General features: G+C 61.3%; 25 protein-coding genes. 11 read left to right on the plus strand and 14 right to left on the minus strand.

The window, feature by feature from the left end; all coding sequences use genetic code 11:
• Positions 1 to 15: 15 nt before the first annotated feature.
• Positions 16 to 921 carry a biphenyl-2,3-diol 1,2-dioxygenase gene (gene bphC, locus QMK17_RS16155; RefSeq protein ID WP_283510288.1) on the plus strand — a complete coding sequence of 302 codons (906 nt, stop codon included), beginning with the start codon at positions 16 to 18 and terminating at the stop codon, positions 919 to 921.
• A gap of 87 nt (positions 922 to 1,008) precedes the next feature.
• Here the strand turns inward: bphC and QMK17_RS16160 are convergent, their stop codons facing one another.
• Both QMK17_RS16160 and QMK17_RS16165 read right to left on the minus strand, forming a co-directional pair.
• Positions 1,009 to 1,800 (minus strand): SDR family NAD(P)-dependent oxidoreductase, encoded by a 792-nt coding sequence (locus tag QMK17_RS16160; protein ID WP_283510289.1) that lies wholly within the window; start codon positions 1,798 to 1,800, stop codon positions 1,009 to 1,011.
• A 50-nt stretch (positions 1,801 to 1,850) separates the two neighbouring features.
• Positions 1,851 to 2,627 (minus strand): glucose 1-dehydrogenase, encoded by a 777-nt coding sequence (locus tag QMK17_RS16165; protein ID WP_283510290.1) that lies wholly within the window; start codon positions 2,625 to 2,627, stop codon positions 1,851 to 1,853.
• A 229-nt stretch (positions 2,628 to 2,856) separates the two neighbouring features.
• Here QMK17_RS16165 and QMK17_RS16170 point away from each other — a divergent pair, with 229 nt between their 5' ends.
• The 3 genes from QMK17_RS16170 (at position 2,857) to QMK17_RS16180 (ending at position 5,811) form a co-directional block, all read left to right on the plus strand.
• Positions 2,857 to 3,771 (plus strand): tyrosine-protein phosphatase, encoded by a 915-nt coding sequence (locus QMK17_RS16170; protein ID WP_336620159.1) that lies wholly within the window; start codon positions 2,857 to 2,859, stop codon positions 3,769 to 3,771.
• Between the two features lie 220 nt (positions 3,772 to 3,991).
• Positions 3,992 to 4,858, plus strand: a complete 867-nt coding sequence (locus QMK17_RS16175) for an IclR family transcriptional regulator (protein ID WP_283510292.1) — start codon at positions 3,992 to 3,994, stop codon at positions 4,856 to 4,858.
• On the plus strand, positions 4,855 to 5,811 hold the full coding sequence (locus QMK17_RS16180; RefSeq protein WP_283510293.1) for an alpha/beta hydrolase: 957 nt from the start codon (positions 4,855 to 4,857) through the stop codon (positions 5,809 to 5,811). The genes QMK17_RS16175 and QMK17_RS16180 overlap by 4 nt, the downstream gene beginning before the upstream one ends.
• 18 nt (positions 5,812 to 5,829) lie before the next feature.
• On the opposite strand, the gene QMK17_RS16185 is transcribed toward QMK17_RS16180, so the two are convergent.
• Positions 5,830 to 6,447: a PadR family transcriptional regulator gene (locus QMK17_RS16185; RefSeq protein WP_283510320.1), complete on the minus strand. Its 618-nt coding sequence runs from the start codon at positions 6,445 to 6,447 to the stop codon at positions 5,830 to 5,832.
• Positions 6,448 to 6,645: 198 nt separating this feature from the next.
• Between QMK17_RS16185 and QMK17_RS16190 the strand changes: the two genes are divergently transcribed.
• On the plus strand, positions 6,646 to 7,188 hold the full coding sequence (locus tag QMK17_RS16190) for a flavin reductase family protein (RefSeq protein ID WP_442972776.1): 543 nt from the start codon (positions 6,646 to 6,648) through the stop codon (positions 7,186 to 7,188).
• Positions 7,189 to 7,211: 23 nt separating this feature from the next.
• Here the strand turns inward: QMK17_RS16190 and QMK17_RS16195 are convergent, their stop codons facing one another.
• Positions 7,212 to 8,936: an AMP-binding protein gene (locus QMK17_RS16195; RefSeq protein WP_283510294.1), complete on the minus strand. Its 1,725-nt coding sequence runs from the start codon at positions 8,934 to 8,936 to the stop codon at positions 7,212 to 7,214.
• A gap of 37 nt (positions 8,937 to 8,973) precedes the next feature.
• On the opposite strand from QMK17_RS16195, the gene QMK17_RS16200 reads away from it, so the two are divergent.
• The 4 genes from QMK17_RS16200 to QMK17_RS16215 all read left to right on the plus strand — a co-directional run bounded on the left by QMK17_RS16200 (position 8,974) and on the right by QMK17_RS16215 (position 12,772).
• Positions 8,974 to 9,345, plus strand: coding sequence for a nuclear transport factor 2 family protein (locus QMK17_RS16200; protein ID WP_283510295.1), 372 nt, complete (start codon positions 8,974 to 8,976; stop codon positions 9,343 to 9,345).
• A gap of 20 nt (positions 9,346 to 9,365) precedes the next feature.
• Positions 9,366 to 11,030 (plus strand): FAD-binding protein, encoded by a 1,665-nt coding sequence (locus QMK17_RS16205; RefSeq protein ID WP_283510296.1) that lies wholly within the window; start codon positions 9,366 to 9,368, stop codon positions 11,028 to 11,030.
• Between the two features lie 13 nt (positions 11,031 to 11,043).
• A complete protein-coding gene (locus tag QMK17_RS16210) occupies positions 11,044 to 11,301 on the plus strand; it encodes a hypothetical protein (protein WP_283510297.1) in 258 nt (85 codons plus the stop codon).
• Between the two features lie 607 nt (positions 11,302 to 11,908).
• Positions 11,909 to 12,772 (plus strand): alpha/beta fold hydrolase, encoded by an 864-nt coding sequence (locus QMK17_RS16215; RefSeq protein WP_283510298.1) that lies wholly within the window; start codon positions 11,909 to 11,911, stop codon positions 12,770 to 12,772.
• A gap of 112 nt (positions 12,773 to 12,884) precedes the next feature.
• Here the strand turns inward: QMK17_RS16215 and QMK17_RS16220 are convergent, their stop codons facing one another.
• The 4 genes from QMK17_RS16220 to QMK17_RS16235 all read right to left on the minus strand — a co-directional run bounded on the left by QMK17_RS16220 (position 12,885) and on the right by QMK17_RS16235 (position 17,035).
• Complete coding sequence (locus QMK17_RS16220) at positions 12,885 to 13,712, minus strand: MaoC/PaaZ C-terminal domain-containing protein (protein WP_283510322.1); 828 nt, start codon at positions 13,710 to 13,712, stop codon at positions 12,885 to 12,887.
• A gap of 67 nt (positions 13,713 to 13,779) precedes the next feature.
• Positions 13,780 to 14,610 (minus strand): mycofactocin-coupled SDR family oxidoreductase, encoded by an 831-nt coding sequence (locus tag QMK17_RS16225; RefSeq protein ID WP_283510299.1) that lies wholly within the window; start codon positions 14,608 to 14,610, stop codon positions 13,780 to 13,782.
• A complete protein-coding gene (locus QMK17_RS16230) occupies positions 14,610 to 15,413 on the minus strand; it encodes a mycofactocin-coupled SDR family oxidoreductase (RefSeq protein WP_283510300.1) in 804 nt (267 codons plus the stop codon). The genes QMK17_RS16225 and QMK17_RS16230 overlap by 1 nt, the downstream gene beginning before the upstream one ends.
• Positions 15,410 to 17,035 carry a flavin-containing monooxygenase gene (locus tag QMK17_RS16235; RefSeq protein ID WP_283510301.1) on the minus strand — a complete coding sequence of 542 codons (1,626 nt, stop codon included), beginning with the start codon at positions 17,033 to 17,035 and terminating at the stop codon, positions 15,410 to 15,412. Before QMK17_RS16235 ends, QMK17_RS16230 begins: the two co-directional genes overlap by 4 nt.
• A gap of 232 nt (positions 17,036 to 17,267) precedes the next feature.
• On the opposite strand from QMK17_RS16235, the gene QMK17_RS16240 reads away from it, so the two are divergent.
• Positions 17,268 to 18,323: a ferredoxin--NADP reductase gene (locus QMK17_RS16240; protein WP_283510323.1), complete on the plus strand. Its 1,056-nt coding sequence runs from the start codon at positions 17,268 to 17,270 to the stop codon at positions 18,321 to 18,323.
• 416 nt (positions 18,324 to 18,739) lie between these two features.
• On the opposite strand, the gene QMK17_RS16245 is transcribed toward QMK17_RS16240, so the two are convergent.
• From QMK17_RS16245 to QMK17_RS16265, 5 genes are read right to left on the minus strand one after another with little or no spacing between them, the layout of a single operon-like run.
• Entirely contained in the window at positions 18,740 to 19,606 is an 867-nt protein-coding gene (locus QMK17_RS16245) for a 3-hydroxyacyl-CoA dehydrogenase NAD-binding domain-containing protein (protein ID WP_283510302.1), read from the minus strand.
• Entirely contained in the window at positions 19,603 to 20,529 is a 927-nt protein-coding gene (locus QMK17_RS16250; RefSeq protein WP_283510303.1) for a hypothetical protein, read from the minus strand. The genes QMK17_RS16245 and QMK17_RS16250 overlap by 4 nt, the downstream gene beginning before the upstream one ends.
• 38 nt (positions 20,530 to 20,567) lie before the next feature.
• The gene (locus QMK17_RS16255; protein ID WP_283510304.1) at positions 20,568 to 21,740 is read right to left on the minus strand and encodes an acyl-CoA dehydrogenase family protein; all 1,173 of its coding nucleotides are present in this window, start codon (positions 21,738 to 21,740) and stop codon (positions 20,568 to 20,570) included.
• 10 nt (positions 21,741 to 21,750) lie between these two features.
• Entirely contained in the window at positions 21,751 to 22,935 is a 1,185-nt protein-coding gene (locus QMK17_RS16260; RefSeq protein ID WP_283510305.1) for an acyl-CoA dehydrogenase family protein, read from the minus strand.
• Complete coding sequence (locus QMK17_RS16265; RefSeq protein ID WP_283510306.1) at positions 22,932 to 24,170, minus strand: CaiB/BaiF CoA transferase family protein; 1,239 nt, start codon at positions 24,168 to 24,170, stop codon at positions 22,932 to 22,934. Before QMK17_RS16265 ends, QMK17_RS16260 begins: the two co-directional genes overlap by 4 nt.
• A gap of 167 nt (positions 24,171 to 24,337) precedes the next feature.
• Between QMK17_RS16265 and QMK17_RS16270 the strand changes: the two genes are divergently transcribed.
• Entirely contained in the window at positions 24,338 to 25,201 is an 864-nt protein-coding gene (locus tag QMK17_RS16270) for a LysR family transcriptional regulator (RefSeq protein WP_283510307.1), read from the plus strand.
• A gap of 866 nt (positions 25,202 to 26,067) precedes the next feature.
• Here QMK17_RS16270 and QMK17_RS16275 read toward each other — a convergent pair.
• Complete coding sequence (locus tag QMK17_RS16275; protein WP_283510308.1) at positions 26,068 to 26,805, minus strand: hypothetical protein; 738 nt, start codon at positions 26,803 to 26,805, stop codon at positions 26,068 to 26,070.
• Positions 26,806 to 26,932: the final 127 nt, after the last annotated feature.

A 26,932-nucleotide genomic window follows, 5' to 3' on the forward strand; every position in this document is an offset into this window, starting at 1 on the left:
CAAGAAGGACGAAATATGAAAGACATCAAGGGCCTTGGCTACGTCAAGATTCAGACCAATGACATGGAGCGATGGCGAAAGTTCGCGTTCGAGGTGCTCGGCTTCGCTGAAGGTAAGGGCCCTGACGACGACGCCCTCTATTTACGAATGGATGAGCGGGCCGCTCGGCTGGTGATCGTGCCGGGCGCCAACGACGGAATCGTTACCATCGGTTGGGAGGTCAGGGATCACCGCGCGCTCGTTCGCGTTCAGGACGCTGTAGAGGCCGCAGGGATCGGGGTAAAGCCGTTGTCGTTGGAAGAGGCGGACTCCCGTCGAGTCGAGGAGGTCATCGCTTTCCAGGATCCGAGCGGCGCCAACCTCGAGGTATTCCACGGTGCAGTACTCGACCACAGCCCGCTCGTCACCCCCTTCGGCGCGAAGTTCGTTACCGGCGCACAGGGTCTCGGCCACGTCGTGCTTCCTGCGGTGGACGCGGGAGGCACCTTCGCCTTCTACACCGAGGTACTGGGTTTCCTACCTCGCGGAGCTTTCCGTATTCCGGCGCCGCCGGAATACGGACCGATGCGAGTTCGATTCATGGGTGTCAACGAGCGACACCACAGCCTGGCATTGTGTCCGTCTCCACATGGTGGCGCGCCTGGCCTCATCCACATCATGGTCGAGGTGGACTCTCTGGATGCTGTCGGACAGGCGTTGGATCGCGTTGTCAAGGATGGTTTCTCGGTGTCGTCCACGCTTGGTCGCCACACCAACGACAAGATGGTGTCGTTCTACGTCCGCGCGCCGGGCGGCTGGGACATCGAGTTCGGTACCGAGGGCACCAAGGTAGACGAGGTGTACTACTCCGCAGAGGAAATCACCGCCGACAGTTACTGGGGCCATGACTGGTCCGGCAGCGAGCCATTGGCTGCGATGTAGCCCAATATCCATGCGACCAGAGGTGGGCATCTCGCTCAGTCCCGAGATGCCCGCCTCTGGTCAACGGTGCCTCTTAGCATATGGGCGTCAGGCGTGAGTGCCGCCGTCGACGCGAATTTCGGTCCCTGTGATGAATGCGCCGTCGTCCGATGCGAGCATGGCGACAACACCTGCCACTTGCTCCGGTCCGCCCATCGCGGCGCCACCGGATTCCAAGGCGGTGGGAAGTATGGGCGAGAGCTTGGCGAACAGGGACCAATCGGCATCGGCCGGGACGTACCCGGAAGTGGCGTCGGTTATCCCCGTCTTGATGCTTCCCGGGGCCACGTTGACCGCGCGTAGCCCCTGCTTGCCATACTCGAGCGAGAGTGCATGGGTGAACGACTGGATTCCGCCTTTACTGGCTGCATACGCGGCCATGTACGGATGGGCGAACGCCGCCGAAGTGGAGCTGAAGTTCACGACGACGCTGCGTTGGTTGCGCAGCAGTACCGGCAGGCATTCGCGCACCATCAGAAAGGTTCCGGTCAGATTGACCCCTACCACCTGATTCCACAGTTCGAGCGAGGTGTCGTGGGTGTGTGAGGCGCGCAGGATGCCCGCAGCGTTCACGAGAACGTCAAGCCCGCCAAGCTTTTCGACACTGGCGCTCACACCATCGGTTACGGAGTTCTCGTTACCGATGTCGATCGTCTCGACGATGAGGCGCTCGGCAGTTCCAGCTGCGGCCGCCTGCATCTTGGTGTGCTCGATTCCTTCATCGGAAATGTCGGCGGCTACAACGGTTCCGCCCTCCGCCAGCAGCCGGAGAACTGTGGCCTGGCCGATTCCAGATGCTGCGCCCGTCACAAGAATCCGTCGTTGCGCAAAACGATGCATGTCAGTTTGCTCCTCGGTGTACGCGATCAGGGTTGTTCATGGCGGGCGAGTCATTGACCCATAACGTATTTCACAGTCGGTCCGGCAGTCCAGCCTCCGTCCACTGCCAGTTCGGCACCGGTGATGTAGGCCGCCGCGTCGGACAGCAAGAAGGTGACCGCCCCGGCGATCTCACCGGGTATCCCAACTCGCGCCATCGGAGTGTTGGGGTAATTTCCCTCGCCCTGCGCGATTCCCAAGCCAGCGGTCATCGGGGTGTACGTCATTCCAGGGTGAACCGAATTGAGGCGAATCTTGTCGGTTCCCAGTTCTACCGCTCCGATCTTGGTGAGCCCGCGCACGCCCCATTTCGAAGCTCCGTAGCCGGCGGTCAGTCCGAGCCCCATCAGTCCGGCAGCGGACGAGATGTTGACGATCGAACCCCCGCCCCCGGCACGCATGGGGGCGATCGCGGCTTGGATGCCGTTGAAGACGCCGGTAAGGTTGATGTCGAGCACCCGACGAAAAGACTCCGTCGACTCGTGCTCGATGTACTGACCGGCCGAAATACCGGCGTTGTTGACGAGGCCGTCGAGTTGTCCGAACTCCCGCACCGTCAGGTCGACCGCGTCCTGCCACTGCTGCCGGTCTGTGACGTCGAGGCGGACGAATCGGGCCCGATCGCCGAGCTTCTCTACTGTGTCGCGTCCTTCGGTATCGAGGACGTCAGCGACCATCACGCTTCCGCCTTCGTCGATGATTCGATGGGCGAAGGCGGCTCCGAGGCCACGTGACGCCCCCGAAATGATTACGACTTTCCCTGCCATTTGCTGCGGGCACTCGGCCATCTCAGCTCACATTCTTTGTCGAAGGTGTTGTCAATCTGCGCGCCGTCGGCATTCGTGTCGACCGCCCGAGTCTGAATGAGGGTTCCCCGCAGTGGAACTGGTCCTCCCATTGACCGGAACAACTTGTAGCCAGAGCGCCCGAGGGCACGCTGTGATACGGACTACCCGCTGGCGTCGCGACATGCCACGCCCAGGGCCAGATTCGCCCGACACGTACGAAAGGCTTCTCATGTTTCGACGCGCACAGTGCACCGTCGCAGTGCTGATCACCAGCAGTATCCTGTTCACCGGGTTCACGCCCACTGCCCTCGCTTCGGCGGCCCCGACTTTCATGCCAGGAATAGACCTTCCAGGCTTCGGCTCTTCCGACCCGGGCGGCGGCTCTGTTGGCGAAGCGCCACGGCTGACGACGGTTGACAACTTCCGAGACGTCGGCGGTACCAAAAATGGGTATGCCACCGCACCGCGTGGACATGTTGCCAGAGGTATGTTCTATCGTTCGAACGCGTTGTCCCCGAACGGTCAGGACCTCGACGTACTCACCGGCCTCGGTTTGAGCGCGGTGTACGACGTTCGAACCCTCGAGGAGGTCGCTTCCAAGCCGGACCTGCTCCCGGCCGGCAGTAGGTACGTCAGCATCCCGATCTTGTCGGGAGACCTGAGTGCTGCTGTTGCGCAATTGAGGTCGCCTGATGATGCCGTTGCGTTCATGCAGGATATGAACCGCAGCTTCGTCGATGACGAAGTCACCCGAGTTGCGTTCGGCCGGTTGCTGACGGAACTGGCCAACAGGGATGGACCGCAGGTATTTCATTGCACCGCTGGCAAGGACCGCACCGGGTGGGCGAGCGCACTGCTGCTCTCGATTGCAGGCGTACCACAGGACACCATTTTCGATGATTACTTACTGACGAACGAATACACGAGTTCTTCGATGAAGCACACCTACGACCAGATCGTCGCCAGCCGGGGAGAGGCCGTCGCTCAGATCTACCATCCATTGCTGGGTGTCGACCGCAGCTACCTCGAGGCCGGGCTCGGCCGGCTCGGCGAAAAGTACGGAACTGTCGATCGTTACCTCACCGAGGGTCTCCGCCTGAGCCAGGCGACCATCGACACGCTCAGATACAAGCTGCTCGACTGAGCGCCATGACGACATGGACCGACCTCGCCCGAAGTCCATCGAATTGCCACGTCGACGTCTATGGCCCGGCCCGGGGTTTCGACTCGGGGTGTCCGCTGTCCGCACGTTGAATCATCGGCTGTGTGACAGGCGACACAAAAGGTGATAACAATAGGTATATGCCTAATCGAAATACACAGGTGAGGCCCCTACCGTCACTGCCGCACACCCGGAGGAACCCATGACAACCCCGGTTGCCGCCACTACTCCAAGCGCCGTACTCGACCGCGTTTCCCTCGTCCTGGATGCATTCGACGGCCCGGGCCGTCTCACCCTCGCCCAGATCGTTCGGCGCACTGGATTGCCACGATCCTCGGCTCACCGAATGCTCGAGCGGCTGGTGCAACTCCGCTGGCTGCGTCGCGAAGGCCACGACTACGAGCTCGGAATGCGTCTGGTCGAGCTCGGCTCGCTGGCGGTGCACCAAGATCGGCTGCACAGAGCAGCAATGCCATTCCTGCACGAGCTGCACCGAGTGACCGGTCATGTCGTGCACCTCGCCATTCTCGATGCCGCAGACGTGGTGTATCTCGAGAAAATCGGCGGTCGCATCGCGGAAGCCATCCCGACACGCGTCGGCGGCCGCTACCCCGCGCACTGCACAGGCGTCGGAAAAGCGATTCTCGGGTACTCGGACGAGACTCGACTCGCAGCGATCGATGCGGCTGTGTTGAGTCGAAAGACGAGGTACTCCATCTCGACCAGCACCCAGCTCCGGTCGGACCTGGCAAAGGTTCGCGCACAAGGAATCGCGTACGAGCGTGAGGAGGCGCTGCCCGGTTTCGGCTGTGTCGCAGCACCGATCGGCAATTTCGGCGAAGTGGTGGCCGCAGTCTCGATTTGCGGACCGGTCCCGCAAATGCAGCTCGACCACAGGCTCGCCGCTCCGGTGCGTATGACCGCACTCGGTATCTGGAACAACATCGAGGGTGGTGCCATTCGGGTTCAGCCGACCTTGCAGCAGAACAGGCCGATCCTCGGCAAATCCTCGGTGCTACGTGGCCACGCAGATGGTCCGACGGTTACGCAGAATTTGCAGTCCGCATGATGCTCGACGCCGAGTCGTCTTCACTGTTGGACGTGTTGAACGCTGAATTCCCTGCGGTCGAGACCATGAGCGGTCCGCAGGCCCGGGCCGCCGTACGAGCCCGGCTGCAGATACCGTCCGAGCCGGAGTACGTGGCGGGCGTTTCCGAGCGCACCATTCCTGGACCGGACGCGCTCATCCCGATTCGGATCTATTGGCCAGCAGCAGCGATCGAGGAATGCGAAAACCAGACCGCTGCGTGCACTCCCTCGTTGCCACCGATCATCGTGTTTGCCCATGGTGGTGGATTCGTGTTCTGCGACCTCGACACCCACGACGGCTTCTGCCGCGCTATGGCGAACGGTGTCGGTGCAATCGTGGTGTCCGTCGGCTATCGGCCTGCTCCGGAGACCAGGTGGCCCGGTGCGGCCGAAGATGTCTACGCCACGTTGGTCTGGGCCGCTGAGCACGCGAGCGAGCTCTGCGGCGACGCCACCCGACTCGTTGTGGCCGGCGATAGCGCGGGTGGAAATCTGGCGGCGGTAGCCGCGCTGCTCTGCCGCGATCGATGCGGACCACCGGTAACCGCACAGTTGCTGATCTACCCGGTCATCACGCCGAATTTCGACACAGCGTCCTACCTGCGGTATGCGACCGGCTTCTTCAACACCCGCGCGCGTATGCAGTGGTATTGGAACCAGTACCTACCGATCGATGCTGACCGCGCCCATCCGTATGTCTCCCCCATCCACGCCGAACTCATCGGCCTACCCCCCGCCGTCCTGGTATCGGCCGGGCACGACCCGCTGCGGTCAGAGGGCGATTCTTATGCGCAAGCCCTTGCCGCGGCCAGTGTTCCGGTGAATCAGCGATGCTACGAGGAAACCATTCACGGGTTCATGACGGTCAGCGCATTGGCAATTGCACGCAGGGCCCAGCAGCAAACCTGGACCGATCTCGGCAATCTACTCTGATCGGGTACGAAGACCCATTCAGTCCGGGCCTGCTTCGTGTCGCTCGACCTGCTGCTCCACCTGGCGCCATACCCCTGGTGCCGGCTTCGGAAAGCCGGCCCCGCCGCCGGTTTTCGCTTGCCCCAGTATGTCCTCGGCGTCGTCGATGTCGGCAATGAGCTGCTCGGCGAGATCACGTTCGGCCGCGTAGTACCGCTCCGACCATCGGAGTACGATCTGGGAATACGCCCAGGCGGGCTCCGCCTCAGCGCCCCGCGCATCGGCAGCCGCCCGGGCCTGCATGCTCACCACATACTCGATATGCTCCCGAAGGATCTCTTTGAGCCGGTCCGGCTTGTTAAGATGACCGAGCCAGATGCGGAGCATCACACCGTGTTTGAGAACCGGCGGGTCGATCGGAGCTTCATTGGACCATCTGCGTACAGCAGCAGTACCCGGCTCGGTAATCTTGTAAAGTCGCCGGCCGCGCACCCCGTCGTCGTTCTGGACACGAGAGGTGACATAGCCGTGCTTCTCGAGCTTCTTCAATTCCGAGTACACCTGGCTGAAGGACGGACTCCAGTAGAAGAATCTGATGCTCCAGTCGGCCCACTTCTTCAGGTCGTACCCGGAGAGCTCTTCGTCGAACGCCAGCATGCCGAGAACCGCCCAGCTCGTCGCGGGCAGATTGGGGATCGCGGACTCCGGGGTCGGTTCGGTCGATGCCACCCCCGAAGATTACAGCTGCTCGCCCAGACCCAGGTAGCGCAATCGACCACTGACCGGGACAGCCGATGGCGCACCAGGTCTGTTCATCGGAATTCTGGTGTTGCACGCTTCGCCAGAGAGGAACCCATGAACACGGAAAACGCGGTAGTTGTCGACCGAAACGGCCTCACTCCCCCGGATATCGCGATGTTGAGGAGGGTTATGGGACATTTCTGCACCGGGGTCGCGGTGATCACGGCTATGGCGGGTAAGCGTCCGGTCGGGTTCGCTTGTCAATCGGTGGTGTCGGTGTCGCTCGATCCCCCGTACATCTCGTTCTGCCCGTCCAAGACCTCCACCAGTTGGCCGCTGCTGAGAAACGCGGGGCACCTGTGCGTCAACATCCTTGCGCACGATCAACGCGAATTGTGCTCGACATTCGCAGTGAGCGGCGGCGACAAGTTCGCTGGGGTCGACTGGGCCCTTGCCGGAAACGGGGCCCCTGCCTTCGGCGGGGCACTGGCCCGTATCGAAGCGACCGTGGAACTCGAGCACAATGCCGGGGACCACACAATCGTGGTTGCCCGCATCACCGACCTCACCGCCGAGGACCACGCCAAGCCCCTGCTGTTCTATAAGGGCGGTTTCGGCGGTTTCGAAGAACCAACGCCGGTATCGCGCCACCACTGACCCTGCCGCTGAACTCGTTGTAGTCACCCGCGAGGTCGCCGTGATGCCCACTCCCGGAGGATTGAACGAGAGGGTTTCCCGGACGCGATCATCGGCATCTCATCGAGCAGGATCACCTCAGCAGGCACCTTGTACCCCGCGAGGATGCTGCGACAATGAACCCGCAATTCTGCCTCCGATGATGTTTGCTCGGGAAGCAGTACCACGTAGGCGATTCCACGCTCTCCAAGTCGGTCATCGGGTACTCCGATGACCGAAACCTCACTGACTGCAGGGTGCTGACCGATGACGCCTTCGACTTCCGAGGGGTACACGTTGAAGCCTCCGACGATGTACATCTCGCCGATCCGGTCGATGATGCGCAACTCGCCCGCGTCGAGCACACCCACATCGCCGGTATGCAGCCAACCGTCTGTATCGAGCACATCCGATGTCGCCCGCTCGTCATCGAAATATCCCGACATGACATTGAAACCGCGCACCAGAACCTCCCCGCACGTCCCGTCCGCAACACCGCGCCCGTCGCCGCCGAGTATCTGCACCTCCACGTCGGGTAGCGGGGGCGCTCCGGCCGAGTAGGAGCAGGTTTCAGGATATGTCGCGGTAACGACGCCGCTGGCCTCGGTAAGTCCGTATCCCGTTGCGATCTTCCCGATCCCGAGTTCGCTTCGGATGCTGTCCAATAGGGAGGCAAACACCGTTGTTGCGCCTGTGACGGCGAGGCGGGGTGCCCATGTCGGTGCCAGTCCCGACAATCCGGCCGCCGCGATCAGATCGATGAACATCGTCGGCGGACCGGATAGTATGGTGATCTGCTCCGTCGTAATCCGGTTGATTGCCGCGCTCGGCTCGAACAGGTCGACAGCGATATAGCACCCGCCGGCAATCAGAGTCGCGAGCAACCCAGCATTGAGCCCGAAAGAGTGAGACATCGGCGCCACCCCCAAGAGTCGGTCGGTCGGTCCGATCTGTAGCCGTCCGACGAGAGCGCTATAAGTGCGCACGAGCTGACCGTGACGCAACACGACGCCTTTGGGAGCTCCGGTCGAGCCTGATGTCCACATGATGTAAGCGGCATGTTCGCTCGGCAGCGCAGCACTGTGCGAAGCCCAGAGATCGGCGGGATTCGGTCTCGTCGCGGATTCGAGAAACTGCGTCCAGCTGGTGACATTCGAGTCCGGGTTTTGCTGAAAGTCGATGATTTGGGCCAGCCGAGGTAGTTCTCGAATGGGCCTTCGCGAGCCCGAACCGCCCGCCGCGCTTCGCAGCATTGCCACGTAACCGGTGCAGAGGAAGCCGTCTTCGACGAAGAGTAATCGGCTCCCCGTCCTGCGGAGCTGATCCGCTGCCTGCGTGCCGCGCAGACGCGTGTTGATCGGGACGACCACGACTCCGAACGAATGGGCACCGAGCGCGACGACCGCCCACCTTGCGGAGTTGGGGGCCCACAGAGCAATTCGGTCCCCGCGTTGGATCCCGGCAGCTGCCATCGCCCTACCTGCACGGAAAGCCAACCCCGCAAGTTGCTCGTAGGTGAATCGCTCCCGGCCGTCTACGACCGCTTCGCGAGCCGCGTAGCGACGCCCGGACTGTACCAGTACCTCCCACACGGTTTCAGGGGTGAAGTCGCCGACAGCCATATCCGAGGGACCGTACCCGAGAATCTGGACGAGCGACACGGTCGGTGACAACCTCCCACTGAGCGGGAACAGCTCGATTGTGAACCTGGCGATGGTGGTTACCGTCACACGATCGACGGCCCACCGAGGCACCAGGGAGAACCAGATGGTCTCAGCAGACGAAATCCGTTCGGCAGTAACCAACTACCTCGACACAGTCGGGAACAAGCCCTCGGCCGATGTTGCGGCCTTGTTTGCCGATGATGCCACCCTCGAGGACCCGGTGGGCACCGAGCCGCTTGCCGGGCGCGAGGCCATCGAAAAGTTCTACTCCGCTCTTGACGCCGCGCAGTGCACCACCGAGCTACTTGACATCCGAACCGCGGGCAACAGTGCAGCCTTCCGTTTCCGGGTGAACACCGACACCGGTGAGCAGACCATCCGCATCGAACCCATCGACATCATGACATTCGACGACCAGGCGCGGATCACCAGCATGCGCGCGTTCTGGTCGCAGGACGACATCAGCTTCGGCTGAGTATCACCAGAGAGAGAACAATGCCTGCAACTCAGCAATCCTGGCACCACGAGGTCGACTTCGTCGTAGTCGGCAGCGGCTGCGGCGGCCTTACCGGCGCCCTGGCCGCCGCCGATCGAGGTATGGACACCTTGATCATCGAAAAGGCGTCCGTGTACGGGGGCACCACCGCTCTGTCCGGCGGCAACATCTGGATCCCCAACAACCCGACGCTTCTCAGGGAGGGGCTCGAGGATTCTCGCGCGGATGTCCGGCGCTACCTCGATGCCGTCATCGGTGACCGCGTCCCATCGGGGAACATCGACGCATTCATCGACAGTGGCCCTGCGACAATGGAATTCTTGGAGAACTCCAGCAAACACATGCGGTTCCAGTGGTGCAGCGGGTACTCGGACTATCACCCGGAGAAGCCGGGCGGGCGCCCCGCCGGCCGCACTATCGAACCGCTGCCGTTCGACCTCAAGGAGCTCGGGGAGGACGAGGAGTGGCTTCGACCCGGTGCCCTCGCCACGCCCGCGGGGTTGTACATCACCTCCAAGGAGTTCGCGAAGCTCAACATGGTGATGCGCACGTGGGCGGGGCGTCGAGCGGCACTCGGCACCGGCTGGCGGGCCCTCGGGAGCCTCGTCATGCGCAAGCACATGGACACCCTCGGGCAGGCGCTGATCGGCCGGTTACGACTGGCGGTCAAGGACGCGGATGTTCCGCTGTGGCTGAACACGCCGCTGCAGTCGTTGATCACCGATGACTCCGGGGCCGTCACCGGTGTACTCGCCCAGCGTGGTGCCTCGCCGATCCGCATCCGGGCCCGTAAGGGAGTGCTACTGGCCAGCGGCGGATTCGAGCAAGGTCAGCAGATGCGCAAGAAGCACTTGCGCGAGGGCGGCAAGGACAACTACAGCGCCGGCTCCGTCGACAACACCGGCGACGGCATCATCGCCAGTGAGCAGGTCGGCGCCGCACTGGATCTGATGGACGATGCTTGGTGGATGCCCTCGTTCCAGCGGCCCGACGGGATCATGCATGTACTGGTGTCGGAGCGCTCCATTCCGCGTTCGTTCATCGTCGACCAGACGGGTAAGCGGTTCACCAACGAGGCCGCACCGTACGTGTCATTCGTGCACGACCAGATCGCGGGTGACCACGACCCGATCTGGTTCATCTTCGATGGCAAGGCAAAGAGCCGCTACCAGTTCGGCGGAGTCATGCCGGGCCAGAAGTTTCCCAAGTCGTGGTTCGATACCGGGCTGATGCATCGGAAGGACACTATCGAGGAACTCGCGGCGGCGATCGACGTTCCTGCCGAGCAACTTACCGCGACGGTGCTGCGGTTCAACGGCTTTGCTCGCGCAGGCAAGGACCAGGACTTCGGTCGAGGCGAGAGCGAGTACGACAAGTACTACGGCGACCCGACGCTGCCCGACCCGACGATGGATGTGCTGGACAAGTCGCCGTACTACGCGGTACGCATGCGAGCAGGCGACCTCGGCACCAAGGGCGGGGTCGTTTACAACGAGAACGGTCAGGTGCTGCGAGCCGACGGCGGGATCATCGCTGGGCTCTACGCCACGGGTAACACCTCCGCCGCCGTGATGGGTAACGACTACGCCGGCGCGGGCGCCACGATCGGTCCCGCCATGGTATTCGGGTGGGTCGGCGCTCGGCACGCTGCCGGCGTTCACTGAGAGATGAGGCACGATGCAGGAATTGAGCTGCGCCAGCTGCGGCAACCGCGTGTTGGTGGAGAAGTACAGCCCCACGCACACCAGCGTTCAGTGGCTCGAGGACGCGGAAGAGGCCTGTCCTGAGTTCGCTCGCCACATCTCGCTCGGGATGCCGAGCAAGTCCATCCCGACCTGCACCCGGCTTCGGGATTCGATCGCGGACGCGGTGGTTCTGGGCGCCCTCGAAACCGATGCCACCCGCAGCTATCCTGTTCCAGGTCGCCTACATTAACCGAACCAAACCTGTTGACTCCGAATAATATTCGCTGAATTGGAATGCAGCTTGAGTCAACTATCGTTTTGGTACCGGAAAGCACCCTTGGGTCACCGGCCGGATAGTACTGTCCGCCCGAACAACCGCGTCACCTCGGCGTTTGTGGACGGCTGGACGCGAGCAGGTCGCACATCTCCCGGTGGGCGGAACAGTGGATGGCGCGACACGCTATCCGAGAACTGTGATGTAGTCCGCGAACCGCTGATCGACCTGAACACGCTCAACAACCGGCCGGTGCCGCTGACGGCGGTCGGCGCCGGGTTCACCTACGGCGCCAGCGGACTGTTCACCATCCTGCTGACCAAGGAGACGATAAGGGACGCAAATCTTTACACCGGCAGAGGCTTCGAGATTGCCTTTGTGATCGGTGCGGTGGCAGCGTTGATCGGCGTCGCGTTCATACTGCCCCGCAAGATCGAGCAGGCCGAGGAAGGATCCCGTCACCGATGCCGGGCGTCGGATCTGCCCACTGACCGGAACACCATCTGGGAACCAGCTACCCAGCAATGGCAGCCTTGCCGGAGACCGGCGGTTTTCCGCACCGACTCTGTGATTGAGGGCAGCAATGACATCGGACCTGAGTTATTCGGGCACCTTACGGGAAGTCTTCACCGACGCGGGCGTCCTTCGCTATCACGAGGCCGGCGACGGCCCTCCGCTTCTGCTGCTGCACGGTTCTGGCCCTGGTGTGACCGGCTGGCGCAACTTCCAGGGCAACCTCGACTTCTTCGCCGAGCACTTCCGCTGCCTCGTCCTAGAATTCCCTGGTTTCGGGGTCAGCGACGACTTCGGTGGCCACCCGATGGTTACCGCGCACGATTCGGTCGTCGAGTTCGTGGAAGCCCTCGGTCTCGACTGCGTCGACATCGTCGGCAACTCGATGGGCGGCGGCGTTGCCATCAGCTACGCGATCAACCATCCCGATCGGGTGCGCCGGCTGATTACCATCGGCGGTATCGGAAAAAACATCTTCAGCCCCGGACCGGGTGAGGGCATCAAGCTGCTTCAGGAGTTCACCGACAAACCGACCCGGCCTCGGCTCGTCGAATGGCTGCATTCGATGGTCTTCGACCCGGCGATAGTGACCGAGGAACTGATCGAAGAGCGATGGGTTCAGGCCACTGATCCCGAAACCCTTGCCAGCGCGCGCAGGATGTACGGCAAGGCCGCCTTCGCGCAATTCGTGAATGCAGCTGAGGCCTCCGACGCGCCACCGCCATGGGCGATGATGCACAAGGTGAAGTCTCCGACGCTGCTCACTTGGGGACGCGACGACCGGGTCAGCCCGCTCGACATGGCCTTGATCCCGATGCGAACGATACCCAAGGCGGAGCTACACGTCTTCCCAAACTGCGGACACTGGGCGATGATCGAGCAAAAGGAAGCGTTCGAGAGTGCCGTCCTCGCCTTCCTTCTCCGCAAGGAGTGACTCCGCTCGATGGTCGCCACTCCCCTCGTTGCGATCAGCGGAGCGCAACCGAAAATTCGATGTCCTCGCTACCGGGCGGCCGCTGCGGGATGGATCCTCGTGCCGACACGGACTACGGCCGACGTGACGGTGTCATCGAGCAGTGATCGAATCGGGCTCGACCGCCGGAGATCGCCACCTTGTCACCGTTGACCAACTGGAACGATAAGTCGCCCTCCTTACCCCAAACATCAACTCGGGGAGTGTCACCGGGGTGCATCGCAGCAGTGAACCGGGCGTCGAGACTGACGAGATCGGCGGGGTGCACACCAGTGAGACGGGCCAATTGCACTGTGCTCGCTGCGAGTGTGCACAGCCCGTGCATGATCGGACGCGGCTGGCCGATGAGTGCGGCGGAATCGGGATCGATGTGGATGTGATGCCGATCTCCCGTGAGCCGGTACAAAACAGCTTGGTTCGACGCAGTACTCAGCACACCGCAAATCTCAGGTGCGCCGGTGGGAACGTGCGGCCTCGAGGGCCCGCGATCGCCGCCGAAATTGCCGCTGCCCGGGGCGAACAGCGACCAGGTTGCCTGGAAATATCTACATTGCACCTTGACCTCGAACACCGCTGCCCCACCTTTGTCCCACACGTCACCGACCGAGGCCGTCAGCGTCAATTCACCGTGTCGAGGCAGCGGCTCGAACATTCGTAATTCCTGGGAGCCGTGCAGCGTCGTCGAGATGTCGAATCCGCCGCGCTTGCCAAGCTCGTCCGGCGCCCACTGCGCGAGCGTCAAGGCGAAGGTCGGCAGCACCCGAAGCCGTTCCTCGAACACCAAATCCAGCTCTGTTGCTGTCGCGCCCACGGCGATCGCGTACAGGATGGCGTCGCGCTCGTCGTAAGACACTGTGCGGGCACCCAAATCCACCCCCCTCCAGTCACCAGCGGTCTTGATCCCTGCACACTCGTTCACTATGAGTTCCCCTCTCGCTCAGCTGGATTTCGCCGTGCCGCTTTCGTTGTCAACGCTGACTACTTCCCGCATCCACCGGAAGTACCACCGACGTGATGTAGCGCGCCTCATCCGAGGCCAGGAAGAGGGCGGCGTTCGCGACGTCGACAGCGTCGATCCAGGGAATATCCAGCATGTTCATTCTCTTCGCTGCCTCGATGAACTCCTCGCGGGACCGAATTGTTCGGTCCCGGTTCACGGTCCTCCGGGCTAACTCATGTCGGATAATTGGTGTGTCCACGATGGTCGGGTGAAGCGAGTTCACTCGGATTTTGTAAGGAGCCAATTCCTTAGCCAGGCTGCGCATCAATCCGACGACTCCGTGTTCGGCCGAAGTATAGTGAGCCGCCCCCACCATCGCGCGCAGTCCAGCGACCGAGCTGGTCAGAATGATCGAACCTTCCCCGCGCTCGATGAGATGAGGAACCGCCGCCTTACATGTTTGCCATACTCCGGTCAGATGCACGTCCAGGATCGCTTGCCACGTCGCTTCGACAGGTTCGGAACCAAAGCCGAAAGGAGTGATTCCCGCTGTCGCGCAGATGATATCGAGACCGCCAAGTTCCTGGACGCCGGCGTCGATCGCTTGCTTCAACTCGGCGCCATCACGAACGTCGACCCCAAAACACACTGCACGTCTGCCTTCGTTCACGATCGCACGTTCGGTCTCGGCGAGGCCGTACAACGTGCCCGGCGATGTGTCGCCCGTTCTGATGGGACCGCAGCCATCCACCACGATGACATCGGCGCCCTCCTGGGCGAAGCGGATTGCCTGTGCACGTCCGATTCCACCGGCAGCAGCGGTGACCAGTGCAATCTTTCCTGCAAGTCGCGCAGCCATCAGGTCACTTTCTCGGTTAGTCCGGCATCGACCACCAGTTGTGCCCCTGTAATGAAGCGGGACTCGTGTGATGCGAGAAAGAGAACAGCGTTGCTCACATCGATCGGTTCCAGCCAGGGCACCGGGAGTAGGTGCTTCGCCATCAGCGCGAACGCTGCGTCAGCCTGAGCCGGGTGCGACAGATCCGGTCTGAGATTGGCGAATACATCCGTATTGAGAATCATTTCAGTCCCGACCGCCCCGGGTAAGACAGTGTTCACCCGGATCATTCTGGGCCCCAGTTCGTTTGCCAACGAACGGGCAAGGCCGATCAGTGCATGCTTGCTAGCGGAATAGTGGGAAGTTCGGGCAGTTCCCTTGATCCCGTTGGTCGAGCTGATCACGATGATCGAACCGCCCGTGGTCAGATGCGGCTCGGCCGCTTTCACTGTGTGCCAGACGCCAGTGAGGTTTACATCGAGCGTCCGCTTCCACGCCGAGTCTTCCAACTCCCACGACGTTGTGAGATCGGAGTAGATTCCAGCGTTGGCTACCACGGTATCGAGTCCACCGAGCTCAGTCACCCCGGCGAGGACGGCCGCCGTCGTCTCGTGTTGATCGCGCACATCCGCGAGCTCCGTATGGCACCGCTGCCCCGTCCCATGCACCAGGTCGGCGGTTTCCGCCAGCATCGATGCTGCCTCGCCAAGGTCCAAGCCGATGATGTCAGCGCCTTCCTCGGCTAGGCGCAGGCAATGACTTCGGCCCATCCCTTTGGCGGCACCGGTGACGAGTGCGACGGTATTCGAAAGCCGGCCCGTCACAGTGGGTCACCGTCGAGGTGGAAGCCTTTGTAGCCTGCAGTTGCGACGTCATTGCAGATCTGACCGTAGACACCGAACCCGCCGATGAACGGCATGAACGTCCGCGGTTTACCTTCGATATTGGCACCCATGTACCACGAGTTCGCCTGGGGGAAGAGCGTTCGAGCGGCGCGCGCATTGCATTCGGCAACCCAGGCGTCAACGGCATCGGCGGATGCCTCGATGGTGCTGATGCCGTGCTCGTCGAGGTGTGCGATGCAGCCGGCGATCCAGTCGACGTGTTGTTCGGCGCCGAGCACCATATTCGCCAAAACGGACGGGCTGCCCGGTCCGGTCACAATAAACATGTTCGGAAAGCCATTGACCCCGAGGCCGAGGTAAGTTCGGGGTCCGCCGTTCCACGTGTCTTTCAGGGAGGCCGAGCATCTTCCTTTTATGTCGATACGAGCGAGAGAACCAGTCATCGCATCGAAGCCTGTTGCGAAGACGATGATGTCCAGGTCATAGTGTGTGTCCATCGTGCTTATGCCACGGGCGTCGATGCTGTCGATCGGCGAGGAACGCAAGTCGACCAAGGTGACGTTGTCGCGATTGTAAGTGGAAAAGTAGTTACTGTCCGTGCAGATGCGTTTCGTGCCGATGGGATGGTCTTTCGGGATCAACAGTTCGGCAACCTCCGGATCGTCGACCAGGCCGCGGATCTTTCGTTCCACAAAGTTGCGGGCAGTTTCGTTGGCTTCAGGATCGACCGTTTGATCCGGAAATGTTTTGGCGAACAACACTCCACCGAGATTCCACCTTGCTTCGTAGGCTGCGAGGCGCTCTCGAGGTGTCACGGACATCGTGTTCGTCGGGTGCGAATCGTAGGGCGAACCGCCACCACTCGCTCTGGAGGCTCGGCGCCGCTCGTTGTAGCTGGCTTTGACGTCGGCCATCGCTTGTAAATCGATTGGTCTATTGCCGGCAGGAACACTGTAGTTCGCGCTTCGCTGAAAGACATGCACTGTCTCGGCCTGCTCAGCGATGATCGGAATCGACTGCACCCCAGATGATCCAGTTCCAATGACACCAACACGTTTCCCAGAGAAGTCGACTCCCTCGTGTGGCCATTGGCCGGTATGGTATGTCAAACCGAGAAACGAGTCGCTGCCGGCGATCCGGGGGCGGATAGCAGAAGACAGCGCACCTGTCGCGAACACGCAAAAGCGGGCCGTGACGATGCTGCGGCGGTCGGTACGAACTGCCCATCGCAGCGTCTCTTCGTCGAATTCTGCAGAGTCCACGCGTGTATCGAAGCGAATGTCATTGCGGAGGTCGAATCTGTCGACGACGTGGTTGATGTATTCCAAGATTTCTGGCTGCGACGCGTACTTCTCGCTCCAATTCCAATCCTGCTGCAGGTCGTCCGAGAACGAGTATGAATAGTCGATACTCTCTACATCGCATCTGGCCCCTGGATAACGGTTCCAGTACCAGGTGCCGCCGACGCCCGAGCCAGCCTCGACCACGACCACACTCAATCCCTGTTCTCGCAACCGGTAGAGGGCATACAGGCCCGCAAAGCCAGCACCTACAATCACGACATCTACAGCGGGCGGCTCGAAAGCAACTGTCTTGGACATACAGTCGACCGTAGTTCCGCGGAGGACGAGGGTCCGCCAGAAATCCCGCTGAGTGGGCGTCGCACCGTCGAGCGCGTGAAACAACGAGCATCGAAACCGACGGAAACGATTCTCCCATTCAGCGAGACAACTCCGCGAAACACTCTGCCGGACAATTAGCATCTCGGTAAGGCGCAGTCATGTCACGACGATCCCCGATGCCTTGAAATTCTGTAGAGAGGACCACATGACGATGATGTCTGTAGACCCGCAATCCGGGCCACGATCGGTCCTTCTCACAGTGTCAGGCGTTGTCGACGAGACTCCGGACGCCCGATCCATCATATTCGAGGTGCCGGCTGAGGCCGTGCAAACGTTCCAATACAGACCCGGCCAATTCCTCACCCTGCGCATACCGAGCGATCGAAGTGGATCGGTGGCGCGTTGCTACTCGTTGGCAAGCTCACCATTCACCGATGCTGCACTCAAGGTCACGGTCAAGCGAACTTCAGAAGGATTTGCTTCGAATTGGCTGTGCGACAACGTTTCGATGGGGCAAGCTATCGAATCGCTGCCGCCATCTGGGCGTTTTACACCCGACAACTTCGATGAGGATCTGCTCCTCTTAGCTGCCGGCAGCGGGATTACCCCGGTCATTTCGATTCTGAAGTCCGCCCTTAGCGAGGGGGCGTGCAGAATTGCGCTCATTTATGCCAATCGTGATGAGAATTCCGTCATCTTTGTAGAGGAACTGCGAAAGCTATCCGAACAGTACGACCGACGGCTGTCCGTCCTGCACTGGCTCGAGACGGTTCAGGGCCGCCCAAGCCCTCAGCAGTTGGCGGATATAGCTGCTCCATTTCGCGACCGCCGGGCATTCGTCTGCGGTCCAGCGCCGTTCATGGAAGTAGTAAACGCGGCGCTGGCCGCCAATGACGTGCCGCGCGAACGCGTGCACGCAGAGGTCTTCGTCTCGCTCAGCGGCGACCCATTCGAACACGGCCAGATTTCCGGAGTCACCGAAAGCGAGGTCGAGTCGGCTGCCACGGTCCACATCGAACTCGATGGCGCCACACACCAGCATGTATGGCTACGACGGCAAACGCTGGTCGAGATGTTGCTGGCAGAGGGCATCGATGTACCGTACTCGTGCCGCGAAGGCGTATGCGGATCGTGCGCATGCACTGTTTTACAAGGCAAGGTCGATATGGACAAGGCCGAAGTACTCGCTCCCGAAGACATCGAGAATGGGTACATTCTTGCTTGTCAGGCACGCCCAGCCAGCGACCATATTCACATCGAGTTCTGACCCCGGCCGAGGAGTTCCAAAAGTTTGCGGAAACATCCGTACATGTGCCGACGGGTCAATCGGTACTGTCTCAGAGACAGTCCCGCGACTGCAGCGTTCGGATGGGATACACCAAGACTGCAAACGGCTGGAGATTGCCATCACACGAACTCTCCACGGCGCGGCACTGACCGTCGCCATTCCGTGCGTCTTCGCGACAGCACGCGACCGGCCCCAAGCGGGATATCCGTTCGGGGCCGACACACTCGACATCCACCAGGCAACGCGAACAGGACCGGGCGATGAAGCGGTTCACCGCGCCCGGTCCCGCGCAACAGTTTCGGCCTTTCAGCGGTCTACTCGTCGCAACCGACTACCGGCGCGACACGACCTCATCTATCCGCATGTTGCATCAACTGCACCACTGAAACTCTCAACTATCGCGACAGCGCCGTCAGCACAGCCCGCGTTCGCTGATCCCGCTTCTCACGCAACCTTTCGAACGCCTCGTTCCCGGTGCCATAGGTGCTCTCGACGTGTTCGAGCATGTCTTCGATGACATCAGGGTCCGCCGAGGGCACACCGAGCTCGATCTTGCCCGTCTCGGCGCCTACGCCCGCGAACAGGTGTCGAATCCCGCCCGGGCCTCCGCCTAGTACGTTGCTCTCGAACAACCCGATCGTTGCCCATCGCAGCCCCAACGAGTTCTGCAAGATGGTGTCGAGTTCCGCAGCGCTCACGACCCCCTGCTGCACCAGGTATCGGGCCTCACGCGAAAGTGCAGTCTGTAGACGATTGGCGACGAAACCGGGCAGCTCCTTATGGATCACCACCGGCACGCGCCCCAGCTCTTTGTACAGCTCGACTGCGCGGTCCGTGGCTTCCTGCGTGGTCTGTTCGCCGGGCAGAACTTCGACCAGAGGCATGAGTTCAGGCGGATTGAACGGATGTCCGACCACGACCCTGCTCGCATCGTCCAGCTCAGCCGCGATCGAGGTGGCCGATATCGAAGAACTGGAAGTGGCGAGGACGGCAGTGGGGTCTGCTGCAACGAGTATCTCCGCGAATATCTTTCGTTTGACCTCTAGCCGTTCCGGCCCGTTCTCCTGAACGAGATCGGCACCCGCCACTGCGTCGGCCAGGACCCCGGTCGCCCGGACCTGTGGATCATTCGCGAACTCGGACACAACCTCGTCCAAATCCTCGCGAGGATCGTATATCACTACTTGCCAATCGTTTTCACGTGCGAGTCGAGCCCACGACAGGCCGATGACACCCGCACCTACCACTGCGATCGTCTTCATTTCTGAATACCTACAATTCCGGTGAGTGCTTGTCCTTCGAAATGGGCGATGACACGATCAGCCACAGCCGCCGCCGGGTCGAGTGAGACGGCGCGAACCCTGCCGCCCAGGTCGGTTACATACGCCGTCAAGGATTCGGTGTCGACGGCTAGTCCGATGGCCTCGGCGAACCCGCGCGAGAGGATGCGAGGCTCAGCCCCGCGCTCACCCTTCGCCGGCACTTTCGCCCAGTTGAGGGTGTTCCCGTTCGGTGCGGAACCACGATCCGTCCAGAAGAGGGAATCGGAATCGACATCGATCTGTAGGTCGATCGGCTCCGGAAGCCCCTCCCACAAAACCTCGACGTCGGTGCGCGAGACGGCAGTTTCCCCTTCAGGAATTGTCAGCCCGGCGCGCAAGATTCGACCGAGCCCACCCTTCGCAGGGCCCTTCTGGGTCCAATACAGGTATCCGGAGGCAGCATCCACCGCAATGCCCACGCATTCCTGAGTCTTGTCAGTTGATGGACGGTTGATCACCAGGTCGGTCAGGTCTGCGCCGTCGGTGCCGACTCGGCTGACCTTGCAGCCCTCACGATCGGACCAATAAAGCAAACCCGCACCGAAATCCGCGTCCAGTTGTTTGCCCGTGGTGATCGCACCGACCGCGAGAACTTCACCTCGATCGGCCCCATTCACATTCGCCGAGAGGATCGACCCGTTCTTCGCCGAGAAGTCTCGGGTTGTTTCCGAGGACGCACCTGCACCGATAGTTCTCGGCTCTCCCATGGTCGTCCAGTAGATCCTGCCCGCATCGGCGTCATACACGATACCGTCGGGTGCATAGCCTGCATCTGCCACCACGGTGCGTATCGCCCCGTCTCGCAGATCAATTCGTTCGATTGATCCGTGCGTGATGTTCAGCACGAGAAGTGCGTCGTACATACTGCGTCCCTACTTCCTACGAAACCGAGGTCTCCGACTCATACAACGAGAGTCATTGCGTTATCGCGCAACGCACTGGGCGGGGTGGTCGGGGACGCGGAAGCCACCGCGCGGCGCCGGGTCGCTGCCACGCCGCCGAACGCCTGAGTGATTCCGGTGAGCCGCGCTGCATAATGGCTGACCGATGTTTCGAAGGTCATTCCGATCCCACCGTGCAATTGCACGATTTCCTCGGCCGCCTTGCGAGCGGCATCCGCGACGAACACGAAGGCGTCGTCGGCGACAGTAACCAGATCAGTCTCATCGCCGCTCGCGTAGGCCTCGGCCATCGCGGTGGCCCACAGTCCGATCGACCGTGCCAGTTCGATCTCGGCGTACAGGTCCGCGCTTCGGTGGACCAGAGACTGGAAGGTCGAGAGCGAAACACCGAATTGCTTGCGGGACTTCAGGTACTCGACGGTCTGACTCAGACCGGCATCCATGAGCCCGATTGCTTCGCCCAGTAGTGCAATTCGAGCCTTTGCGAAAGCGATATCGAACGCGTGCACTGCCGCGGCGCCGGATACGCCGAGCGGCGTAGCCGGAGTATTGGCAAACCGCACCTCGGATGCGTGAGTCCAGTCGGTTGTTCGGCCGTCCACCCGGCTCATGCCCGACGCATCGCGCTGCACTACGTAAAGTCCCACGTCCCCATTACGGTCGACTGCAGTGACCAGTAGCGAGATCGCTTGGTCTGCGTGCACGACAGGCGATTTCACACCGTTCAGCGTCGTTCCATCGGGACCGTCGGTTGCCGTCACCGCCGGGAGCGCATCCCAGGAATTCCCCGGTTCGGCGTGCGCCACTGCGACCGTCTCCTCGCCGCTCACCAGCGGCGCCAACAGGGCTGCCTGCTGCTCCGCGGAGCCTAGTTCCGCAATCAGCCACGAGGGAAGGAATACGCCCTCGAGCAGTGGTTCGACCGCGGCATGCTTACCGATCGCAAGCTGGGTGACGTACAGCTCCGACGCTCCCGCACCTGCGCCGTCGTGAGCCTCGTCGATGCTAAGAGTGGTCAGACCCAGGTTGGCGACGGACTCCCATGCCTTGGCGCTCCAACCGATCTCGCTAGCAACGGATTCGGCACGGAATCCGGGCTTATAGTAACTCGCCAGCATCGCGTCGACACTGTCGAACAGCAGGCTCTGGTCTTCGTTCGGTTCGAGATTCATTGTCGTGTCCTTACAGTCCGAGGATCGTCTTTGCGATGACTTGGCGCTGGATCTCGTTGGATCCGCCGAACAGAGAAAGCTTTCGCAGATTGAGATACTGTGCACTGGCCACGGCGTCGGCCGCATCGGCGTGAAGGCCCGATGAAAGCGCGTCGTCATCGCCCACGAGAACCGCATCGGATCCGGCCACCGTGACACGCAAGGCGGACAACTCCTGGAGCAGCCGTGTCCCTTCGAGTTTCAGCAGAGACGATGCCGGGCTGGCCTTACCGTTCTCCGATGCACCGGTAACGCGTAGCTGCGTTGCTTCCAGAGCCAGCAGACGCAACTTGATCGAATGCATCTTTGCCCTGAAGTCCGGATCGTCGACCAGGGTGCCCTCCACCAACGTGCGCTTGTGCGCCTGCGCGGCGATTTCTGCGAATATCCGCTGGCTTGTTCCCACCTGAGCGATGGAGTTTCGTTCGTTTCCCAGCAGGAACTTGGCGTAGCCCCAGCCGAAGTTTTCCTTGCCGACCAGGTTTTCTGCGGGAACCCGCACGTTGTCGAAGAAGAACTCGTTGACTTCCGATCCCCCGTCGATCAATTTGATCGGGCGCCGTTCGATGCCGGGGGTGTGCAAATCGAGGAGAATGAACGAGATCCCCTGCTGCTTGCGCGGGGCGGCCGGATCGGTGCGGGCGAGAAGAAACATCCAGTCGCCGTACTGGCCGAGGGTCGTCCATGTTTTCTGTCCATTGATGACGTACTCGTCGCCGTCACGGAGGGCAGTGGTTTTCAGTGAAGCAAGATCGGATCCGGCCTCCGGCTCCGAGAAACCCTGGGACCACCAGATGTCGAGGTTTGCCGTGGCGGGAAGAAACGTCTGTTTCTGCTTCTCGGTTCCGAACTCTGCAATGATCGGCCCCACCATACTCACGTTGAAGGCCAACGGGTTCGGGACAGCGGCGCGCTGCAGTTCGGAGGCGTAGATGTGCGATTGGGTGGGTGTCCAGTCCCTACCGCCCCACTGCGCCGGCCAGTGCGGGACGGCAATCCGATGCTTGTTCAGGGCTTGTTGGGATTCCACGATGTCCGCGCGCGTGGTCTGCCCGAGGGCCGAACGGCGCCGGATGTCTCGAGAGATGTTGTCTGACAACACCTCGCGCAGTTCGTCGCGGAATGCGACCTCGTCCTTGCTGAGTCCGAGATTCATGCTCCCTGCCCTTCGGTTGTCAGTGTGCTCGGTACCGAGGCGAGGCGCCGCAACGAACCGAGAACTTCGTCGGTGCTCTGTCCTGCGCGCTCGGCATGGCGGTGGATATCGACGGGGGTCTTCGAGAAGTTCACGGGATTGGCCACAACTCGAATCCGGCCCTCGGTGGGGTGGTCGACTTCGGTGATCAACCCCAACTCCTTGACGTACGGGTCGTCCGAGAGGTCCGCGATATCGAGGACAACGCCAAAGGGCATGTCGTGCACGGTGAGGTATTCCACCCACTCGGCGGTGGTCTTGACCGTCGAGTGCTCGAGAACCTCTCGGATGCCCTTGTACAGAACGTCGCCATTCAGATGCGGTTCGTCCCACACCGGATCGGCTGCGCGCTCATGCTGCCCGGCACCGATCAGTAGCAGGCGGACGGCCTCGTACGAGTACGGCGTGGCGGCAATTGCGCCACCGTCCTTGGTCCGCATCGCAGCGTGCGCGTCGGTGAGACTCAGCGGATTGCCCACGGCCCCGGCGGCAGGAACGAATACATCGCCTGCCAGGTGCTCTACCGAGTTGACGGCGATCATGGCATCGGCCATTGCCAGGGCCACGCGCTGCGCTTCCCCGGTCCTCTCACGGTGGAAGAGTGCGGCAAGGACACCGTTGACGAGATACAGGGCTGCAGTCTTGTCTGCGATGAATGTGGGCATGAACTGCAAGGAACCGTTGGCCCGCTCCTGGAGGTTGACCAGCCCGGTGACGGCCTGGATCACTTCATCGTATGCAGGCCGTGAACTCTGGGAGGATTCTGCATTGAACCCCTGCGCGTGGGCGTAGATCAGGTGTGGGAGCCGCTCGCGAATGTGCTCGTACCCGAGACCGAGTCGATCGAGGGCCCGCAGCCGCATATTGGTGAGCAGTACATCGGCACCCTTCAGCAACTCGAACAGATCAGCCAGATCGTCGGCATTCTTCAGGTTCAGCGCCACACTCCGCTTGTTTCGGTTGACCTGCATGTAGAGAGGGGCCATCCCCTCGTTGCGGCCGGTATTGGCAGGTGAATGCCTCGCGGTGTCGAATGGCGGCTCGATTCGGATGACGTCGGCACCGAAGTCACCGAGGATTTGCGAGGCCAGAGGCCCCATCACGACCGTGGAGATATCGACGACGACGACTCCTGAGAGGGGCCCGGTCGGATCATTTCCTATGTTGAGTGCATCAGATTTCGTGGGAACCGTCACTTCATGGTTTCCTTTCGCCTTCGACTACGTTCGTGTGCTTGCTGTGTGTCGCAATTCGATTCGATACCTACGCTAACGACTTCTCCGCCTGCAGGGAATGACCGTCTCTCTCGCATCGGTATGACCAAGTCGGTCCTACCGATGAATATGGGACTACACTCGACCACATGGAGATGAGGCACCTTCGCTACTTTCTGGCCGTCGCGCAAGAGCTCAACTTCACCAAAGCTGCAGGTGTGCTGCAGATGTCGACTCCGCCGCTCAGTCAGCGCATCAGGGCCCTGGAGAAGGAACTCGGCGAACCACTGTTCGACCGCTCGACCCACCACACCAGACTGACCGAAGCAGGCACCGCGCTGCTGCCGATAGCAGCCAAACTGATTGCAGACTTCGACGCCATCCCGGGGCTCGTACGTTCCACCAAACAAGCGCAGCAGGTCCGCATCGCGATACCCGATGTGCTCAATCCACAACACCGCCGAAGCATCTCCGCCGCAATCGAAGGCCTCAGCGACATCTACTCGTTCGCACTTCGGCAGATCCCGTCGCTGGAAATGGAGTCGGAACTTCTGAACCACACCAGCGATATCGCGATCTCGCACGCCCAGACCAAACATCCAGACCTGACATCGACCAGCCTCTACTCGGAGTCGATCGGCGTGGTCGTCGATGCACAACGCTTCCCCGGTCGAACCTCGTTGCGATCCGAAGACTTACGGGGAACCAAGCAGGTCAGCGGGCCGACTCACTGGAATCTCCGGAGGGAGAACAGCAGATTACTGGAGTCGGCGGGCATCGAATCCGATCCCACGGTGCAGTATTCGGATCTCAGCGGCATGCTGATGATGCTCCGCAACAATCGGTGCTTCGCCCTCGCACCAATGGAATCGGAATTGGCCATCACCCTCGATCCAGCCGAATTCGTAGTCCTACCGCTCGATGACCTCGCGCTGTCGATGACCACCTGGCTGATCCGCCGTACAGCCGACGCCTGGCTCGCGACGCTATTCGCCGGTACCCGATCAACTTAGATCGACGAACGCCAACTCGCTCGGGTCCGGCTGATTTACCCTCACTCGCACCCCCGCGTTTCATTTGGTGCGCGCCGGAGAGAATGCACCCCACGCATCGGCCAACGGTGCGATGCCCCCTCTATCGGGCAACTACCCCGGTATCGATGCCGTCCTATCGACCATCCCACCGTCCTCGGATGCCCCGATAGCCCAACATTCAGGCGACGAGTGCCTCTACATTCTGCACATATCAGGGGAGTCGACCATCGGGAACGATAAGGCTCGAATCGAAACCGGAGATGCCCTGCACTCCCTTCGCTCGCCGCTCATTCCGTACGCGAACTCGGCAAGGCGGCCACATGTGCGCTGCTTGTATCCCCGGCCCCGAGGCCGCAGGATGGATGAGAACATCCACTTGCGTCTCGCAGGCCCGCGCGCGCCTCTGATCTGACAGACACGGGACGCGGCAATCCATAGCGCATCAACGCAGGCAGACACAGCTACCGCACCGTCAGGACATCCTGACGCTGGACGTGTTCCCGGTACCGCAGTCAGAAGTTCTGGCCATGTCATGTCATGTAACCGAAGCAGCCGGGCCGGTCGCGGCCGGCGTTCAAGGGTGCAACCGACCCTGTCGGGTGCCTACCTGCTTTTCGGGGGATCCGAACCGGACTCGAGAACAAGGAAACTCCCGGAGACTCTTCGGAAACGTCTACGCGGGGATTTTGAGCTCAGACTACGTAATTTAGCTTATCGGCAGGCGATGAGGACCAATTTGATCCGATGCCCGAAAGGGTCGCTGCCGATGAATGTGCCGCCCGAACTACGTACGAGGCGCTCGGTGGCGTAAATAAGCCTGGCTACCGTGTGCCGATGTTTTTGGCCTAACTCGACGAGTTCACGCTTGTCGGTTTCGACGACAATCCCTTTGCAGCGCAGAGGGTTCCGATCGCCATCAGGGATGCGAGGGCGTACGCGATCGTTGTGAATCCGATATGGGCGAGCTGGGTCGCGATCAAAGGGCCGACGCTTGCTCCTGCGAACATGGCAAAACCGTAAAGCGCGGTGGCGACGCCGCGCGCGCGAGCACCCGCTACGCCGATAGCCTCGATGAGCGCAGGTGCCGTGACAGCAACAGCGCAGGTGAGTGCAGCGAGACAGATGCCTACCCACACCAGTCCGAAGTTCAGCGACAAAGCTGCTAATGCAACTGCTCCGCTGGCCATTGCGACGGCAACTCGACGCTTGGCGGAGATCGATCCGAGCAGTCTTGATGTCAGGGGGACGGCGACACACACGGGCAACGTTGCTGCTCGTAGCAACAACAACCGGCTGGGATCTGAATCTAGTCCGGCGGGCCCGACCAACTGCATCGCTGTCGTTATACCCACAAACCCGCACATCACGGTGAGGGTGGCCAGATACAGCCACCGTAATTGCGATTCCACCAGCATTGCCGGGAGCTTTTTCAGTAGCCCTGCCACACCAAGGGATGTATTCGATTCAACAGTGTAACGGTCGAGGACAAGCGTCAACACGATTCCGTTCAACGTAAGTAGCGCTGCGGTCAGCAAGAACCAACCATTCCATCCCCACTCATCGTTCAGAAATTGCGAGGCCATTGGCGTGTCCCCGGTGAACGGGGCCATTTTGTTTTAGAGTCTTGTTGCCCGTGAACTGGGCGGATAGGACGACGGAGAAACATGGCTGGACGAAAGCGCAACTCTGCTGAAGACATCGTGCGCAAAT

It is taken from the genome of Rhodococcus sp. G-MC3 (genome assembly GCF_030063335.1).
Classification (GTDB): domain Bacteria; phylum Actinomycetota; class Actinomycetes; order Mycobacteriales; family Mycobacteriaceae; genus Rhodococcoides.

Excerpts from the sequence above, each read along its gene's own strand:
- bphC (WP_283510288.1), top strand. The coding sequence starts at position 16 with ATGAAAGACATCAAGGGCCTTGGCTACGTCAAGATTCAGACCAATGAC.
- QMK17_RS16160 (WP_283510289.1), bottom strand. The coding sequence starts at position 1,800 with ATGCATCGTTTTGCGCAACGACGGATTCTTGTGACGGGCGCAGCATCT.
- QMK17_RS16165 (WP_283510290.1), bottom strand. The coding sequence starts at position 2,627 with ATGGCCGAGTGCCCGCAGCAAATGGCAGGGAAAGTCGTAATCATTTCG.
- QMK17_RS16170 (WP_336620159.1), top strand. The coding sequence starts at position 2,857 with ATGTTTCGACGCGCACAGTGCACCGTCGCAGTGCTGATCACCAGCAGT.
- QMK17_RS16175 (WP_283510292.1), top strand. The coding sequence starts at position 3,992 with ATGACAACCCCGGTTGCCGCCACTACTCCAAGCGCCGTACTCGACCGC.
- QMK17_RS16180 (WP_283510293.1), top strand. The coding sequence starts at position 4,855 with ATGATGCTCGACGCCGAGTCGTCTTCACTGTTGGACGTGTTGAACGCT.
- QMK17_RS16185 (WP_283510320.1), bottom strand. The coding sequence starts at position 6,447 with ATGCTGGCGTTCGACGAAGAGCTCTCCGGGTACGACCTGAAGAAGTGG.
- QMK17_RS16190 (WP_442972776.1), top strand. The coding sequence starts at position 6,646 with ATGAACACGGAAAACGCGGTAGTTGTCGACCGAAACGGCCTCACTCCC.
- QMK17_RS16200 (WP_283510295.1), top strand. The coding sequence starts at position 8,974 with ATGGTCTCAGCAGACGAAATCCGTTCGGCAGTAACCAACTACCTCGAC.
- QMK17_RS16205 (WP_283510296.1), top strand. The coding sequence starts at position 9,366 with ATGCCTGCAACTCAGCAATCCTGGCACCACGAGGTCGACTTCGTCGTA.
- QMK17_RS16210 (WP_283510297.1), top strand. The coding sequence starts at position 11,044 with ATGCAGGAATTGAGCTGCGCCAGCTGCGGCAACCGCGTGTTGGTGGAG.
- QMK17_RS16215 (WP_283510298.1), top strand. The coding sequence starts at position 11,909 with ATGACATCGGACCTGAGTTATTCGGGCACCTTACGGGAAGTCTTCACC.
- QMK17_RS16225 (WP_283510299.1), bottom strand. The coding sequence starts at position 14,610 with ATGGCTGCGCGACTTGCAGGAAAGATTGCACTGGTCACCGCTGCTGCC.
- QMK17_RS16235 (WP_283510301.1), bottom strand. The coding sequence starts at position 17,035 with ATGTCCAAGACAGTTGCTTTCGAGCCGCCCGCTGTAGATGTCGTGATT.
- QMK17_RS16240 (WP_283510323.1), top strand. The coding sequence starts at position 17,268 with ATGATGTCTGTAGACCCGCAATCCGGGCCACGATCGGTCCTTCTCACA.
- QMK17_RS16245 (WP_283510302.1), bottom strand. The coding sequence starts at position 19,606 with ATGAAGACGATCGCAGTGGTAGGTGCGGGTGTCATCGGCCTGTCGTGG.
- QMK17_RS16250 (WP_283510303.1), bottom strand. The coding sequence starts at position 20,529 with ATGTACGACGCACTTCTCGTGCTGAACATCACGCACGGATCAATCGAA.
- QMK17_RS16255 (WP_283510304.1), bottom strand. The coding sequence starts at position 21,740 with ATGAATCTCGAACCGAACGAAGACCAGAGCCTGCTGTTCGACAGTGTC.
- QMK17_RS16260 (WP_283510305.1), bottom strand. The coding sequence starts at position 22,935 with ATGAATCTCGGACTCAGCAAGGACGAGGTCGCATTCCGCGACGAACTG.
- QMK17_RS16270 (WP_283510307.1), top strand. The coding sequence starts at position 24,338 with ATGGAGATGAGGCACCTTCGCTACTTTCTGGCCGTCGCGCAAGAGCTC.
- QMK17_RS16275 (WP_283510308.1), bottom strand. The coding sequence starts at position 26,805 with ATGGCCTCGCAATTTCTGAACGATGAGTGGGGATGGAATGGTTGGTTC.